Here is a 13,873-nt window from a genome sequence, read left to right as displayed (position 1 = left end):
GATACCCGCAAGAGTTGACCATACCGTGAAACAAAGTTCAGGGATGTTGAGAGTGATCGAAGAGTTTATCAACCGCTGGAAAGACACCGGTGGCAGCGAACATGCCAATTACCAGCTCTTCGTGATCGAGCTGACAGAGCTACTCGGCCTCGAACGCCCCTGCCCGGCAACGGATGATGACAGCAACGATCACTACCGGTTCGAGCGCCCCGTCACTTTCGCCCACACCCACAAACGCAGCACAGGCTTTGTTGACGTCTACCGCGCGGGCCACTTCATTCTCGAAACAAAGCAGGGCGTTAACCATAAAAAAAATCGGCAAGGCGACCTGACCAAGGGCACCGCCGAACGCAAACAGAGGCGCACCGGGCATGGTGTACGCGGCACCGCTGCTTGGGACGACACGATGCTGAAGGCGCGCAACCAGGCGGACAACTACGCCCGCGCGGTCGCAAAGGAGGACGGTTGGCCCCCATTCCTGATGGTCGTGGACGTGGGCCATGTGATCGAGCTTTACGCCGACTTCTCCAAGCAAGGCCAAGGCTACAACCAGTTCCCGGACGGCAACCGCTACCGCATCGCGCTGGATGAGCTTCACGACGAAGATATCCGCGATCTTCTGCGCACGATCTGGATCGACCCCTACAGCCTCGATCCGTCGCTCAAAGCTGCCGAAGTCACACGCGACATCGCCGCCCACCTTGCTGAACTGGGCAAGAGCTTCGAGGGTCAAGGCCACGACAGCCAGACGGTAGCCAGCTTCCTCATGCGCTGCCTATTCTCCATGTTCGCCGAAGACGTGGACCTGATCCCGCGTGGAAGCTTCACGGAACTCCTGCGGAAACTGCGCGGGCACCCGGAACACGCCGAACCCGCGCTCAAAGGTCTTTGGGAAACCATGAACACCGGCGGTTTCTCCCAAGTCCTAATGCAGGACCTCAAACGCTTCAACGGTGGCCTCTTCAAGGAAGCCGACGCGCTTCCCCTCAATGAGCTTCAACTCGACTTACTCATCGAAGCCGCCGAAGCCGATTGGAAACAGGTCGAACCGGCGATCTTCGGCACGCTCCTCGAACGCGCGCTCGACAAGCGCCAGCGCCACAAGCTCGGCGCGCATTACACGCCCCGCGCCTATGTGCAGCGGCTCGTTACACCTACCATCATCGAACCATTGCGTGAGGATTGGCGCGACGTGCAGACCGCCGTGCAGCGCCTGACCGAGGACGGCAAAACCGACGACGCGCTCAAACTCGTCCGCGACTTTCACGCTAAACTTTGCGAGACCACCGTGCTCGACCCCGCCTGCGGCTCGGGCAACTTCCTCTATGTCGCGCTCGAGATGATGAAGCGGCTCGAGGGCGAGGTCACATCGCTCATGCACGATCTGGGCGACACGCGGCCCCTGATCACCGTGGACCCGCACCAATTCCTCGGGATCGAGCTGAACCCGTGGGCCGCCAACGTGGCCGAGCTGGTGCTCTGGATCGGTTACCTGCAATGGCACTTCCGCACCTATGGCAACGCCGCCCCGTCCGAGCCTGTGCTGCGCGACTTCAAGAACATCCGCCAAGGCGATGCCGTGCTGGAATGGGCGGACCGGACGGAGCGCATAGACGAAGACGGCACGCCCGTCACCCGCTGGGACGGCGTGACCACCATGCGCCATCCCGTGACGGGGGAGGAGGTGCCGGACCCTGACGCGCGTGTGCAGGTCTATGACTATGCCAAACCCAAGGCGACGGTCTGGCCCCAAGCCGACTTTATCGTCGGCAACCCGCCGTTCATCGGGGCCTCGCGCCTGCGCGACAATCTGGGCGATGGGTATGTCGAGGCGCTATGGAATGCCTATCCCAAGATGCCGCAAAGCGCCGATCTGGTCATGTTCTGGTGGGAAAAGGCCGCTCTGGCCGCGCGGGCCTACAATGCCAAGAGCGGCAAAGGCACCCGCCGCTTCGGCCTGATCACCACCAATTCCCTGCGCCAGACCTTCAATCGACGCGTGCTGGAGCCGCATCTGAACGATCCGAAAAAGCCGCTCTCGCTGCTCTTCGCCATCCCGGATCACCCTTGGGTCGAGGCTCAAACTGGCGACGCAGCCGTTCGGATCGCCATGACGGTTGCCGGGGCAGGTAACCGGGCCGGGCGTCTGCTGACACTGGCGACGGAGAGCAAGGAGAAGAGCGAGGCGGATGGGCGTCTAGTTACATTCGATCATCAAGTCGGAAAGGTTTTTGCGAACTTACGAATTGGACCGGATGTACTGAGTGCAAAACCCCTAAGTTCGAATAAGGCCCTTGCATTCCGAGGAATTTACATGTTCGGAGCCGGGTTTTCAGTTTCCGAGGAGAAAGCTAAGTCGCTTGGCCTAGGTGATGAAATTGTTGTCGGCGAGCAGATCAAGCCTGTAGTTAATGGCCGTGATGTAGTTTCGGGTACCCAAAAGAATTTTGTGATCGACTTGCTTGGCTACGAAGAGGGCGAGGTCAGAAAGCGATTTCCCAAACTATTTCAGCACCTTTACGACACAACCAGATTGGAGCGCGCAGAGAACAACAACCAGTGGAGAAGAGAAAACTGGTGGGTGCTCGGTGATCCAGCTCGGAATATGCGTCCGGCAATGGCTGCGCTTGACAGCTTTTTTGTTACGCCCATGACAGCCAAGCATAGGTATTTCACCCGCCTAGAAAAACCTTTGATAGCAGATCAAGGGTGCATCTCATTTGCGTTTTCCGATGCCAATTTAATGGCGGTTATGAGTTCTAGAGCACACGTGGTCTGGGCGCTTGCCGCCGGTGCTCGACTGGGTGTCGGCAATGATCCACGCTACAATAACTCCCTTATTTTTGAACCTTTCCCCTTCCCCGACCTCACCGACGATCAGCGCACCCGCCTCCGCGCCCTTGGGGAAGAGCTCGACGCCCACCGCAAACGCCAGCAGGCCGCGCACCCTAAGCTGACCCTGACGCAGATGTACAACGTGCTGGAAAAGCTCCGCGCCGGGGACACCATCGAAGGCAAGGACCGCGAGATTTATGATCAGGGCCTGATCGGCATCCTCAAGGACCTGCACGACCAGATCGACGTCGCCGTGGCCAAGGCCTATGGCTGGCCCGCCGACCTGAGTGACGAAGACATCCTCTTCCGCCTCGTCGCCCTCAATAAGGAACGTGCCGAGGAAGAGGCTCGCGGCCACATCCGCTGGCTCCGCCCCGTCTACCAGAACCCCGAGGGCCGCGTGGCCGCGAAGGGCAAGACCAAAGACATGGACCTGGGCGTTACTGCCAAGGTCGAAAAAGCCCCCTGGCCCAAAACCCTCCCCGATCAGATCGCCGCCGTCCGCGAGGCCCTCACCGAAATGGGCGAAGCCACCCCCGACCAAATCGCCCGCCGCTTCATGCGCGCTCGGACTACGAGTGTGCAGCCGCTCTTGGAGAGTTTGGCCGCGTTGGGTCAGGCGGAGAAGACAGGCACGGATCGCTACGCAGCGTAGGACGCGGTGCGGAGAGAAAAGCCAGCTCAACGGACGGCGCAAAACATGGACATGCCATCAGAAATCACAATCATGGTGTCATTGGCCGACCTCAGGCACGCTTTTGAGCGATCATCATGGGGAACGAAAAAGGCCCGACCCTCGCGGTTTAGCAGAATTGAAACCGCAAGTTTCAAACAAAATCCTCGTGGCCTCGTTTTGACCGCTCCAAATGGTGAACACTTGGTGGATATTGTTCACGGCGCATTGAGCGAAGAGGTACTTTTTTCCAGCGCCAGCTTGTCGCCCGTTTCAAACTGGCTTCAGCGCTATGACGGCCCAGAAGACGTAACCTACATCAATTTCAGCGCAGACGAGATCGTTTTCCAAATGGGAATGTCGCGCATGAGACTTGAACGCATATTCCCACCAATCTCCCTTGTTCCAAAGAGGGAAGCGACTGATGCCCGGATGGTGAGGCAAAACAGCGAAACCGTTTTAGACAGCAACGTGGAAGCAGCTGAGCCTCTGAAGAACGAAGCAGACCTTAAGCGCAGCATGGTCGAACTACCCGCCTCTAAGCGACCTCTAGATAAATACGAGATCAATAGAATTGCAGCTAACCTATGGGAGCTTGACCGCGGACAACAGCTTTTGAAAGAGAGCAGTTCAGAGTGGTGGGTCAAAGCGTTTATGACCACAGGGCTGCTTTTGATGTTCGCTGAATTTGTGGTTGAAGCGCATGATGCCCCGGAGATCGGTGTGCCCATCATGGCCATTGCTGCTGGGGTTTTTTTCTATTTGCGCGACCGAGCCCTCAAGAAAAAAAGATCTGAAAAAATATCTGATTACTGCGCTGAGATCAAAGCGCTGGACGAACAAACACCTCAAACCCTACATCCGGAAGATGTGATCCAAAAATATATTCGAAACTCGTTTTTTTGGTAGACGCGCCTGTCATCGTATCCCAACCGTTGAGAGCGCGCCATTTTTTGGGGGTGGGGGCTCTTTAGGTTCTGCTGAGAAAAGGGGGCGGGGGGCTGAATTTTTTTGACGGAGGGGCCAGTGTCTGCACTTCTGCTCTTCCTACAGGCGGCTGCGCGGCATTGGTTGCTGCTCTGGACGCTTTGGCTACACCGAGTCATTAGGTCAGCAGATTGATGATCTGCTTGTGAACATCATGGTTTTCTCTCTTTGCGACGTGAAGAGAAGCCGCTTGAAGCAAATACAAAAGGGTGGACAAATAGGTGGGCACAGAGTGGCTCAATTCCACTAAGCTGCTGTTTTTCATTACTTTTATGGAAATAAATGGTGCCCAGGAGAGGACTCGAACCTCCACGACCGTACGGTCACTGGCACCTGAAGCCAGCGCGTCTACCAATTCCGCCACCTGGGCACAGGTGGTGAAGCGCCGTTTAAGGCCACCTATTGGGGGAGTCAACGGCCTTTTTCACAAAGTTCCCGTTGCGACTATCCCACACCTTGCGAGCAGTCAAAAGCGTGGGTATTCCTGCACCCAGAACACCACAGGAGTCGCCAATGTCCAAGCTGGTTACAATCTATGGAGGGTCCGGCTTTGTCGGGCGTTACATCGCACGCCGCATGGCCAAGGCAGGCTGGCGTGTACGTGTCGCTGTCCGGCGGCCAAACGAAGCGATCTTCGTGCGCCCCTACGGCGTCGTGGGTCAGGTTGAGCCGGTGCTATGCAACATACGGGATGACGCATCCGTTCGTGATGTAATGCAAGGCGCCGATGCCGTCGTGAATTGTGTTGGCACCTTCGACAAGGGCGGCAAGAACAATTTCGACGCGGTTCAGCACGAAGGCGCAGAGCGTATCGCGCGCATTGCTGCAGAGAGCGGTGTTGATCGCATGGTCCACATCTCTGCAATCGGCGCCGACAAAGATGGCCAAGGCCTTTACGCCCAGTCCAAAGGTTTGGGCGAAGAAGGCGTTTTGCAGCATATGCCGAATGCCATGATCCTGCGTCCTTCGGTTATCTTTGGGACCGAAGACCAATTCTTTAATCGCTTTGCCGGTATGACACGGCTTTCGCCGATCCTTCCTGTTGTTGGTGCCAAAACCCAGTTTCAGACAGTGTATGTGGACGATGTGGCCAAAGCCGCCGTTCAGGGCGTTCTGGGCGAGGCAGATGGCGGTATCTATGAATTGGGCGGGCCACGGACAGCCAGCTTCCGCGAATTGATGCAACTGATGCTTGGGGTGATCCGTCGCCGCCGTCTGGTTCTCAATATTCCATTCTGGGCGGCATCGATCATTGGCTCTGTTTCAGACCTCGTGAACACAATCACGCTTGGACTGGTTCCCGCGCAGATCACTTCGGATCAGGTCAAAAGCCTGCGATCCGACAATGTGGTGTCTGGTGATGCCAAAACCTTTGCCGACCTGGGAATTACACCCACAGACGTCGAAGCGGTTTTGCCAGACTACCTTTGGCGGTTCCGTCCTTCGGGGCAGTACGACGCGATCAAGGAATCGGCCAAGAACCTGCGGGCCTGATCGAAATCGCCTAGCCAGACCTCATCGTTAATTGACGTGCTCAGACCTTCTTTCTGAGCGCATCAAACGCTTTGGTATTCGGGCATCCCGGCGGAATCGCATTGTCAGGAGTGCGGGCTTCGGACAGCCACGCGAGGCAGGCCTCCGGATTGGGGCAAGCCCGACAGCGTGACACCATATCGGCATATTCAATCGCGCCCCGACCGTTTGACTGCATGGCTTGCGCCAGATCGATTCCAGACAGGCGCGCCACCGCGCGCGTCAGGAAAAAGCTGCGCCCACCGCTCAAACCACTGCGGGTCACGATCCCGAACCGGATTTTGTGCGCAACGCATCAAAGACATTACGATTGCGGCATTGGTTTGGTGCTGTACGCTCATGCCCCGTCAGGGCTGCTTGCTTCAGCCAACGACCGCAACCATCTGCCCACTGGCAGCCGCGGCAGCGTGTAATCATGTTGGCCCATGCCTCGTCATCGATAAGATCACCCTTTGCCGCACTCACAAGATTCACGTCAACGGCGCGCGCCATTCTCTGAACCCGCCAAAAATGTTTGCGGATCGGGCCAAGTGTTCTGACCTGCTCGCTGGTGTTGCCGTAGTTCATGACCGGGCTTTCAGATCGGAAAACAGTGATGCGTTGCGACAATAAATTGGTGTTTCTGCCGCTTTTCCATCCAGTTCGTTTAACCACTTTTCACACTGACACGGCTCCGCGCATCCGGTGCAGGCCAGAACAGCATCTTCCAGTTCTGAAAAGCTCAGCTTGCCGCGCAGCATTTGCTCTTCCAGATCAAGCCCCTGTGCCTCGGCCATCGCGTCGACCAAACCGGCATGTCGTTTCAGTGTTTGTGTGCTGTGCATAGGATCGTCCTCGTGATTGGTTCACGGGACAAACCTACATGGACTGGCAAAAACCGCTTTGATTCAGATCAGCCGCGTTACAGCCCTGCAGCCGTCCGGCGGACAATCTCGGTCCGGGCGGCATTGGGTGGGTGAGTTCCCAAAAACCGATCGCCGGGATCTGGAATACGCGTAAAGAACTTTGCTCCTCTTACCGGATCAAATCCTGCCCGGGCGGCGATGATGGTTCCCAGCTTGTCAGCTTCAAGTTCGAAATCCTTGGAATAGGTCCGTGCGCCCACTTCGGCACCGAGCTGTTCGGCCTCACGCACTTCCTTGGCGCTGGCACCGGTCATTGCCGCGATGCCCGAGAACACAACCGCGCCTACGACGGCGTTTTCACGCATCCGGTCCAGATGCGACAGGATATGATGCGCGGCCTCGTGTCCCATGACAAAGGCCAATTCGTCCCGGTTCTTGACCGAAGCGATCAAAGCCAGATTGAACGCCAGAATGGGTCGGCCGTTCTTGTCGACCGTTTGAAACGCGTTCGGTGGCTGGCCCGGGCGATCATCAACCACAATCTGGAAATCGCAATTGCGGCCTGCCATAACCCGGCGGCACTCGGCCTCAGCCACCGGCTCGACAATACTCACCACTTCGACAAATTGCCGGGCTGCCCGTTGCGCCCTTGGATCAATCTCTCCGCTCGAATCCGGTGCCGCTTCGGAAGCGGCGGATTGGTCCGGCGTTTGGACAACCGTCACAGGTTCGCAGGCAGCAATAAATAGAATCAGAAGCGGCAGGATCAGGCGCATTGAGTCGGTCCATCGTGAGTGTTCAAGAACGATATGCGCCGATCCGTCGCGCGGCCAGAGCAGATTCTTCACTTGGCGGTGTACTGCTGCTCCCTATCTTTGGGTTATGAACAAGAAAACCACAGTGATCTACAACGACACCTGCCCAATTTGTGCGCGGGAGGTAAACGGCTATCGCCGCGCGACAACGCGCCACGACATGGATATTGCCTATGCAGGTCTGTCCGATTGCGATCTTGCCGCTTTTGGTCTGACGCGAGATCAGGCTGCAAAACGGTTTCATGTCATGCAGGACGGCGAACTGATTTCGGGAATTCCTGCTTTTGCCGCCCTTTGGCGACAGATGCCCGGATTAAAATGGTTGGCTTGGATTGTCAGCCTGCCCTTGATCAGGACGGTGGCTGCCTTGGTGTACGACTATATTCTCGCTCCGCTTTTGTTCACACTGCACAAGCGTCGTGAAGCACGTGGCAACGCGAAAAAGATTGCCTGATCTTTGGGGCTTGGACCCCGACAACAGCCCCGCTAGACTATTTGCATGTTCAGTATCGAGCACGAATTTGACGCCACTATTGTGACCTTGGTGGATGAGGGTGAAACCCCTCTCCAAGAGGACGTGATCGTTTCCAGCTTCGAAGAATGCATCACGGTTCAGCAATACGATCCGCGAACAGACACAACACACAGCATCACTTTGTCCCTGACGCAAATGAAGGATCTGGTCGCCGCCGTATCCTTGCCAGAAGGCGTCTATACCCGAACAGATGATGACTAGGGTTCACGCGGGCGCTTGATTTCCACGCCGCCAACACTGACATAGGCCTAAACCACTAAAGGACAGGCCATGCCCACGCCCAACCCACAAGCCATGGAATTTCTGCTGTCGCGCCGGTCCCGTCCGGCGAAAACCCTCAAGAGCCCTGCCCCGGATGATGAGGCATTGCGGACCCTTCTGACAGCCGCCGCCCGGACCCCGGACCATGGAAAGCTTGAACCTTGGCGATTTATTGTACTGAAAGGCGACGCATTGCAGCGGCTTGCCGCAACGGTGCGCAGCACGGGCGAGCGTCTGGGAAAAGACGCGGACACTATCGCAAAGGCGGAAGGCGCCTTTTCCAATAGCCCGTTGTGTGTCGCCGTCGTGGAAGTGCAAAAGCCCAGCGAAAAAATCCCGGCAATCGAACAGACCTATTCTGCCGGTGCAGTCTGTCTCGCCCTTTTGAACGCCGCACTTGCCAGTGGATGGGGCGCAAACTGGCTGTCGGGATGGGCCAGCCATGATCGGACCTTTGTGCAAGAGGCGCTTGGACTTGGCTCAAATGAAAAAATCGCAGGGTTCCTGCACATTGGCACTGAGACAAGCGCTCCCCCCGAACGACCGCGCCCGGACCTCGATGCCATCACCAGCTGGGTTTCGGAATGATCATCACCGCCTTTTTCAAGGCGCTCGCCCAAATCGGTGACCGTCGATTTCGATCTGTTCTATTTCGCGGGATCGGCCTGACAATCCTACTATTATTCGGATTTTTCTCGAGCTTTGTTTGGGGAATTGGCTGGATCGTCGGTGACAGCGTGACCCTACCGTGGATCGGCGAAGTGACCTGGATCGACAATGTTCTGTCCTGGGCAGCCGTGCCGCTGATGTTGCTGCTTTCCGTCTTCTTGATGGTTCCCGTCGCTTCGGCCATCACCTCTCTCTTTCTCGAAGAGGTCGCACAAGCGGTCGAAGACCGGCACTATCCGGCGCTGGGGCAAGCCCCGGCAATTCCAATGGCCGAAGCATTGCGGGACACCGCCAGCTTCTTGGGTGTCTTGATCGCCGCAAACATCGTGGCCTTGGTCATCTATGCGACCTCGACGATTTTCGCGCCCTTTGTGTTCTGGGCTTTGAACGGATTTTTGCTGGGCCGGGAATATTTCACACTGGCAGCCATGCGCCGGGTCGGGCGCGCCGGGGCAAAACAGCTACGCCGCCGGCATATGCTGACAATTTGGGCTGCCGGCATCCTGATGGCCGTTCCGCTGACAATCCCATTGGTGAACCTTTTGGTCCCAATCCTCGGCGCTGCAACGTTCACCCATATCTTCCACAGGGTCAGCCGCAGCACCTGAGGTGCGCTTCTATTCGGTCGCGATTGGATCCATGCGATTGAACATCCAGCGATCAATGTCGCGAACCGTGATCGTGCCCGTCAGAATGATGGTGGCAATGATGATCCAGAGCGCAACCGAAATACCTGTGGTAATCCAGGCCTTGCGCTTGAGATTGTGAACCTCGGGACTGCCCGCATGGGTACCCGGGACAACTTTGCCTACGTCGCCCTGGGTCTTTAGCCGGATTGGGATCACAACCAGGAACGTCATGAACCAGATGACGGCAAAAAGCACCAGCGCCGAGGTGATACCCATCAGACCTGCTCCAGCTCGGTCAATGTGCCGTTCATGTCCTTTGGATGCAGAAACAAGACCGGTTTGCCATGCGCGCCGATCTTCGGCTCGCCGGTGCCCAGCACCCGCAAACCACTGGCCTTGAGGTGGTCACGCGCTGCGATGATGTCGTCCACCTCATAGCAAACATGATGGATGCCACCAGACGGGTTTTTATCAAGGAACCCTTGAATAGGTGAGTTTTCACCAAGCGGGTAGAGCAGCTCAATCTTGGTGTTTGGCAGTTCGATAAAAATCACTGTGACGCCGTGATCCGGTTCGTCCTGCGGGTCGCCTACTTTTGCGCCCAGTGCGTCGCGATACTGCGCCGCGGCAGCTTCGAGGTCAGGGACTGCAATGGCAACGTGGTTCAAACGGCCGATCATGGCGTTTCTCCTTTGGTCAATCGTTGCACTGGATATGCCGCAGTGCTCCGCATGGGACAAGCCGGTGCGGCTTTTAACCGCTTGTTAGGCACGTCCGGGGCAATCTGAGTCGGCACAACATGCGATCGGAGGGGCTTATGCACGACTTGGATGAATTCGGAACGATAAGGCAACCCACGGCAACGCGCCCGTTGCTTGGATTGACTGTTCTGGTGGTTGAGGACAGCCGTTTTGCCTGCGATGCAATGCGCCTGCTGTGCCTGCGATCAGGCGCTCGGATCCGTCGGGCCGACTGTCTGAAATCCGCGCGGCGGCATCTGCAGGTCTACCGGCCAACAGTTGTGATCATCGATCTGGGCCTGCCCGATGGCTCCGGTGCGGATCTGATCTCGGAACTCGCCGCGGCCTGCCCGCGGGTAGAGGCGATCCTGGGCACGTCTGGCGATCCCTTTTGCGAGGATGTCAGCATGGCCGCAGGTGCGGACGGTTTTCTGGCCAAGCCAATTCAGTCTGTTCCGGTATTTCAAAACGCCATCTTGCAAGCCCTTCCTCCGGGTCGGCAACCGCCCGGTCCGCGTCTTGTCAGCAATGATCCCGTGATACCTGACCCGATCGCTTATCGTGATGACATGGCCCATGCAGCCGACGTTCTGGACGACCGCTCCGATGCAGCCACACTGGACTACGTTATGCAGTTCCTGTCGGGTGTGGCGCGCAGCGCCGGCGACAACACTCTGGAAGAAGCCGCGAACGCACTGGCGCACGCCAAAGCAGATGGCCGGCCCCTCAGCTCCGACCTCGCCAAGGTTGCTGCACTGGTTCAGGACAGATTGTCTGACCGAATCGCGCTTTGATCATCGCCGAAAGGAAAGCCCTCTGCCTTACAACAGCAAACCGGGGTCGGCGCCCATATCAAGATCGGGGAAGATCGAACTTTCAATGTCGCCGTTGTTCAGACCAAACAACCCGCGAATCAACCATCCCGCGTGCGCGCGCAAATCGCGCGTCGGCATCAGGTCACGGCGGTTGTACAAATCCGCTTCTGTCAGGCCGGGCCAATCGGAAATGACACGCCCCCCGCGAATTGCACCGCCAGCCAAAACCATAGCGCCGCCAGTACCGTGATCTGTCCCGCGCGACCCGTTCAATCGGGCCGTGCGTCCAAATTCTGTCATCGCGACAACAGCGGTATGTTTCCATGCCGGTCCCTTGAGGGATTCCCGCAGCGCCAGAATGGTTGCAGACAATCGGCCCAATGCCCGTGCCAGCGGGCGCTCTTGCTGGTCATGCGTATCCCAGCCGTTGATCGAAAAACTGGCAATGCGCGCATCTTCACGCAGTTGCTGCCCAACGAATTCTGCCAACCGCTCCAATGGCTCGGCACCGCGTGCAGCGCGCATGTCATCTGCCATCATCTGCATCATGTTTTGCCCACCGTCCTGAATGGCAACGGCATCACCATCGCTATCAGCAAGCGTAAAAGCCTTGTTCAATGCGTCCAGCATTGCGGGATCGTCCTGCATCATGCGCTGAGCCAGCAACATCGCCTGTGGCGTCATCGCCAGATCAACGTCAGGGGACCAACGTGAGATCGGTGCATCGCCGCTGAGAATTGGCAATGCATCGCTTCCAACGGCGTAGGCAGTCTGTGCCGTTGCACCGGGGATATGCGTCAATGCCCTGTTCAACCAGCCATCGCGCCCACCGCGTCCGTCTAGCGAAGGCAATCCCGCTTCGAGTAGATCCTGCCCGTCAAAATGGCTCCGCTTGTCCCGATACGGGGTCGAAACAGCATGCACAAAACCAAGCTGACCTTGGCTCCAAAGCGGCATCAATGGCCGCAAGGCCGGATGCATCGCGTAAAAGCCATCCAAATCCACATAACCTTTGTCGCCAAGTGGCAATGCCCCTCTCAGGCCGGCAAAAGCCGGATCACCGTAGGGTGAAACTGCCGCCAGCCCATCCATCGCGCCGCGCAGGATGATGACAATCAACCGCCCTTCGCCGGGCGCTGCTGCAAAACTGACCGGAGTGACCAATGGGCTGGCCGCCAAAGAACAGCCCAATCCCAAAGTCCGTGTGAGAAATCCTCTACGATCCATCAATCTACATCCTTTGAAATGCGGGCGATGCCAACACGAGCCCGATGCCGTCTGCCTTGCTCTCGGCCGCTTTTGCCGCAAAACGAACCCGTTCCGTAGCGCGAGGGCCCAATGCTGTTTCGACGAAAACTCTTGGGTCCGGCAAATCCGGCATCAGGAGCCGTGGAACAGCAAGTGACCATTGCAATCGCGCTGCAACGCCCTGAGGCGAAATCCATGTGCTGTCGTCCTCGTCCAGACCATCCGGGCCAGACGGTTTTTGCCAGATGTGCCCCATCAGGGCGAGCGGTTGTTGCACGCGCTGCCGGAACTGGTGCTCTTTCAGGCGACCATAGTTCTCAAAAGGGATCGCCAACGCTCGAAAGGCTGAGCTGATAAAATCAAAAGGCTGTTTGATGTTCGACACATCAGGGTTCCAAGCCGCGGGATGGTTCAGCATAGCGTCATAGATAGTCGGTAAATCCCCATCGCTGTCCTGCCAGGCTGCTGCCATTGCATCAACGAGCGCCGGATCCGGCGTATCGGCTATGAAGTGAACCGCCAGCTTTCCTGACACATGCCGCGCCGTGACAGGATGCCGGGCCAGATCGCGCAGGACTGCATGAATATCGCGCAATGTCGGATTGTCACCGCCATAGCTTTTTCCCAGCACGGTTTCAGCGCCCGGTTCGGCAGCCGGTTTGCGAAACTGTGTTCCGGTGTTGAAATTCAGCGAAAGACCCGTCAGCAGTTCGGCCAATTCGCGGACATCAACCTGTGTGTAAGGACCGCCAACACCAAGCGTGTGCAGTTCGAGAATTTCCCGTGCCAGATTTTCATTTAATCCGAATTTTCCGGGCTTCTTTTTCGCCTGTTGGGAATTGGGGCCAACCGAAGAATCCTGATCGAGATAGTGAACCATCACAGGATGGGTCACTGCTGCGATAAGCAAGTCTTCGAACGGGCCCATCAGGTTTGGCCGGATCGCGCTTTGCAGATACGGCGAGGTCGCCCGCCGGATCAGTCCCTGTTTGCCAACGGCGGTAAAGTGATCGCCCCAAAAAGTCTCAAGCCTTTCGCGCAGCGGCACACCAGTGAAACTGCGCCGAGCCAAATGCGCCGCCAACCAAGTACCTTGCGCTTCGCGGGCCTCTTTGTTCATGACACGCGCTTGTTTGCGCGCGACGTCGCCCTCCGGCTTGCCACGCATCTGACGCCGAACCCGCGAAACCGTTTTCATTTCTTGCATTCGGACAAGAAACACCTCGAATGGCTCGATTGGATATGTCTGAGCGATCACGTCCGGGCCTCTGAGGCCAGCCATTATCTC

The 13,873-nt window shown here is 57.4% G+C and carries 16 protein-coding genes and 1 tRNA gene; 8 read left to right on the top strand and 9 right to left on the bottom strand.

Features of this window, described 5'->3' with window-relative positions; translation table 11 throughout:
• Positions 1–43 precede the first annotated feature (43 nt).
• Positions 44–3,490 carry a class I SAM-dependent DNA methyltransferase gene (locus tag PFY00_RS03690; RefSeq protein WP_408648435.1) on the top strand — a complete coding sequence of 1,149 codons (3,447 nt, stop codon included), beginning with the start codon at positions 44–46 and terminating at the stop codon, positions 3,488–3,490.
• Between the two features lie 45 nt (positions 3,491–3,535).
• Complete coding sequence (locus tag PFY00_RS03685) at positions 3,536–4,417, top strand: hypothetical protein (protein WP_271431150.1); 882 nt, start codon at positions 3,536–3,538, stop codon at positions 4,415–4,417.
• A 361-nt stretch (positions 4,418–4,778) separates the two neighbouring features.
• Here PFY00_RS03685 and PFY00_RS03680 read toward each other — a convergent pair.
• Positions 4,779–4,865, bottom strand: a tRNA-Leu gene (locus tag PFY00_RS03680).
• Between the two features lie 143 nt (positions 4,866–5,008).
• Between PFY00_RS03680 and PFY00_RS03675 the strand changes: the two genes are divergently transcribed.
• A complete protein-coding gene (locus tag PFY00_RS03675) occupies positions 5,009–5,989 on the top strand; it encodes a complex I NDUFA9 subunit family protein (protein WP_271431149.1) in 981 nt (326 codons plus the stop codon).
• A gap of 40 nt (positions 5,990–6,029) precedes the next feature.
• Here the strand turns inward: PFY00_RS03675 and PFY00_RS03670 are convergent, their stop codons facing one another.
• The 4 genes from PFY00_RS03670 to PFY00_RS03655 form a co-directional block, all read right to left on the bottom strand.
• Positions 6,030–6,293, bottom strand: a complete 264-nt coding sequence (locus PFY00_RS03670) for a DUF6455 family protein (protein WP_271431148.1) — start codon at positions 6,291–6,293, stop codon at positions 6,030–6,032.
• Entirely contained in the window at positions 6,290–6,595 is a 306-nt protein-coding gene (locus PFY00_RS03665; RefSeq protein ID WP_271431147.1) for a DUF6455 family protein, read from the bottom strand. The genes PFY00_RS03670 and PFY00_RS03665 overlap by 4 nt, the downstream gene beginning before the upstream one ends.
• The gene (locus PFY00_RS03660) at positions 6,592–6,852 is read right to left on the bottom strand and encodes a DUF6455 family protein (protein WP_271431146.1); all 261 of its coding nucleotides are present in this window, start codon (positions 6,850–6,852) and stop codon (positions 6,592–6,594) included. The genes PFY00_RS03665 and PFY00_RS03660 overlap by 4 nt, the downstream gene beginning before the upstream one ends.
• A 77-nt stretch (positions 6,853–6,929) precedes the next feature.
• Positions 6,930–7,649 (bottom strand): M48 family metalloprotease, encoded by a 720-nt coding sequence (locus PFY00_RS03655; protein WP_271431145.1) that lies wholly within the window; start codon positions 7,647–7,649, stop codon positions 6,930–6,932.
• A gap of 106 nt (positions 7,650–7,755) precedes the next feature.
• Here PFY00_RS03655 and PFY00_RS03650 point away from each other — a divergent pair, with 106 nt between their 5' ends.
• The 4 genes from PFY00_RS03650 (at position 7,756) to PFY00_RS03635 (ending at position 9,761) form a co-directional block, all read left to right on the top strand.
• Complete coding sequence (locus tag PFY00_RS03650; RefSeq protein WP_271431144.1) at positions 7,756–8,142, top strand: thiol-disulfide oxidoreductase DCC family protein; 387 nt, start codon at positions 7,756–7,758, stop codon at positions 8,140–8,142.
• A gap of 45 nt (positions 8,143–8,187) precedes the next feature.
• Positions 8,188–8,424, top strand: coding sequence for a hypothetical protein (locus tag PFY00_RS03645; protein ID WP_271431143.1), 237 nt, complete (start codon positions 8,188–8,190; stop codon positions 8,422–8,424).
• Between the two features lie 69 nt (positions 8,425–8,493).
• Positions 8,494–9,072: a nitroreductase family protein gene (locus PFY00_RS03640; RefSeq protein WP_271431142.1), complete on the top strand. Its 579-nt coding sequence runs from the start codon at positions 8,494–8,496 to the stop codon at positions 9,070–9,072.
• Positions 9,069–9,761, top strand: a complete 693-nt coding sequence (locus PFY00_RS03635; protein ID WP_271431141.1) for an EI24 domain-containing protein — start codon at positions 9,069–9,071, stop codon at positions 9,759–9,761. Before PFY00_RS03640 ends, PFY00_RS03635 begins: the two co-directional genes overlap by 4 nt.
• Positions 9,762–9,770: 9 nt before the next feature.
• Here the strand turns inward: PFY00_RS03635 and PFY00_RS03630 are convergent, their stop codons facing one another.
• Both PFY00_RS03630 and mce read right to left on the bottom strand, forming a co-directional pair.
• Positions 9,771–10,058: a DUF1467 family protein gene (locus PFY00_RS03630; protein ID WP_271431140.1), complete on the bottom strand. Its 288-nt coding sequence runs from the start codon at positions 10,056–10,058 to the stop codon at positions 9,771–9,773.
• Entirely contained in the window at positions 10,058–10,462 is a 405-nt protein-coding gene (gene mce, locus PFY00_RS03625; protein ID WP_271431139.1) for a methylmalonyl-CoA epimerase, read from the bottom strand. The genes PFY00_RS03630 and mce overlap by 1 nt, the downstream gene beginning before the upstream one ends.
• 137 nt (positions 10,463–10,599) lie before the next feature.
• Between mce and PFY00_RS03620 the strand changes: the two genes are divergently transcribed.
• A complete protein-coding gene (locus PFY00_RS03620; protein ID WP_271431138.1) occupies positions 10,600–11,316 on the top strand; it encodes a response regulator in 717 nt (238 codons plus the stop codon).
• A gap of 27 nt (positions 11,317–11,343) precedes the next feature.
• Here PFY00_RS03620 and PFY00_RS03615 read toward each other — a convergent pair whose 3' ends face one another.
• Together PFY00_RS03615 and PFY00_RS03610 are read right to left on the bottom strand one after the other, a co-directional pair.
• On the bottom strand, positions 11,344–12,564 hold the full coding sequence (locus tag PFY00_RS03615; protein WP_271431137.1) for a DUF1501 domain-containing protein: 1,221 nt from the start codon (positions 12,562–12,564) through the stop codon (positions 11,344–11,346).
• Between the two features lie 4 nt (positions 12,565–12,568).
• A complete protein-coding gene (locus tag PFY00_RS03610) occupies positions 12,569–13,867 on the bottom strand; it encodes a DUF1800 domain-containing protein (protein WP_271431136.1) in 1,299 nt (432 codons plus the stop codon).
• Positions 13,868–13,873 lie beyond the last annotated feature (6 nt).

The organism is Thalassococcus lentus (assembly GCF_028023555.1).
GTDB classification, from domain to species: domain Bacteria; phylum Pseudomonadota; class Alphaproteobacteria; order Rhodobacterales; family Rhodobacteraceae; genus Thalassococcus_A; species Thalassococcus_A lentus.
This window is presented reverse-complemented; position numbering and strand designations above follow the sequence as displayed.

Bases quoted from the DNA above. Each gene is read 5' to 3' on its own strand.
- PFY00_RS03690 (WP_408648435.1), top strand. From the start codon at position 44: ATGTTGAGAGTGATCGAAGAGTTTATCAACCGCTGGAAAGACACCGGT.
- PFY00_RS03685 (WP_271431150.1), top strand. From the start codon at position 3,536: ATGGACATGCCATCAGAAATCACAATCATGGTGTCATTGGCCGACCTC.
- PFY00_RS03675 (WP_271431149.1), top strand. From the start codon at position 5,009: ATGTCCAAGCTGGTTACAATCTATGGAGGGTCCGGCTTTGTCGGGCGT.
- PFY00_RS03665 (WP_271431147.1), bottom strand. From the start codon at position 6,595: ATGAACTACGGCAACACCAGCGAGCAGGTCAGAACACTTGGCCCGATC.
- PFY00_RS03660 (WP_271431146.1), bottom strand. From the start codon at position 6,852: ATGCACAGCACACAAACACTGAAACGACATGCCGGTTTGGTCGACGCG.
- PFY00_RS03655 (WP_271431145.1), bottom strand. From the start codon at position 7,649: ATGCGCCTGATCCTGCCGCTTCTGATTCTATTTATTGCTGCCTGCGAA.
- PFY00_RS03650 (WP_271431144.1), top strand. From the start codon at position 7,756: ATGAACAAGAAAACCACAGTGATCTACAACGACACCTGCCCAATTTGT.
- PFY00_RS03645 (WP_271431143.1), top strand. From the start codon at position 8,188: ATGTTCAGTATCGAGCACGAATTTGACGCCACTATTGTGACCTTGGTG.
- PFY00_RS03640 (WP_271431142.1), top strand. From the start codon at position 8,494: ATGCCCACGCCCAACCCACAAGCCATGGAATTTCTGCTGTCGCGCCGG.
- PFY00_RS03635 (WP_271431141.1), top strand. From the start codon at position 9,069: ATGATCATCACCGCCTTTTTCAAGGCGCTCGCCCAAATCGGTGACCGT.
- PFY00_RS03630 (WP_271431140.1), bottom strand. From the start codon at position 10,058: ATGGGTATCACCTCGGCGCTGGTGCTTTTTGCCGTCATCTGGTTCATG.
- mce (WP_271431139.1), bottom strand. From the start codon at position 10,462: ATGATCGGCCGTTTGAACCACGTTGCCATTGCAGTCCCTGACCTCGAA.
- PFY00_RS03620 (WP_271431138.1), top strand. From the start codon at position 10,600: ATGCACGACTTGGATGAATTCGGAACGATAAGGCAACCCACGGCAACG.
- PFY00_RS03615 (WP_271431137.1), bottom strand. From the start codon at position 12,564: ATGGATCGTAGAGGATTTCTCACACGGACTTTGGGATTGGGCTGTTCT.
- PFY00_RS03610 (WP_271431136.1), bottom strand. From the start codon at position 13,867: ATGGCTGGCCTCAGAGGCCCGGACGTGATCGCTCAGACATATCCAATC.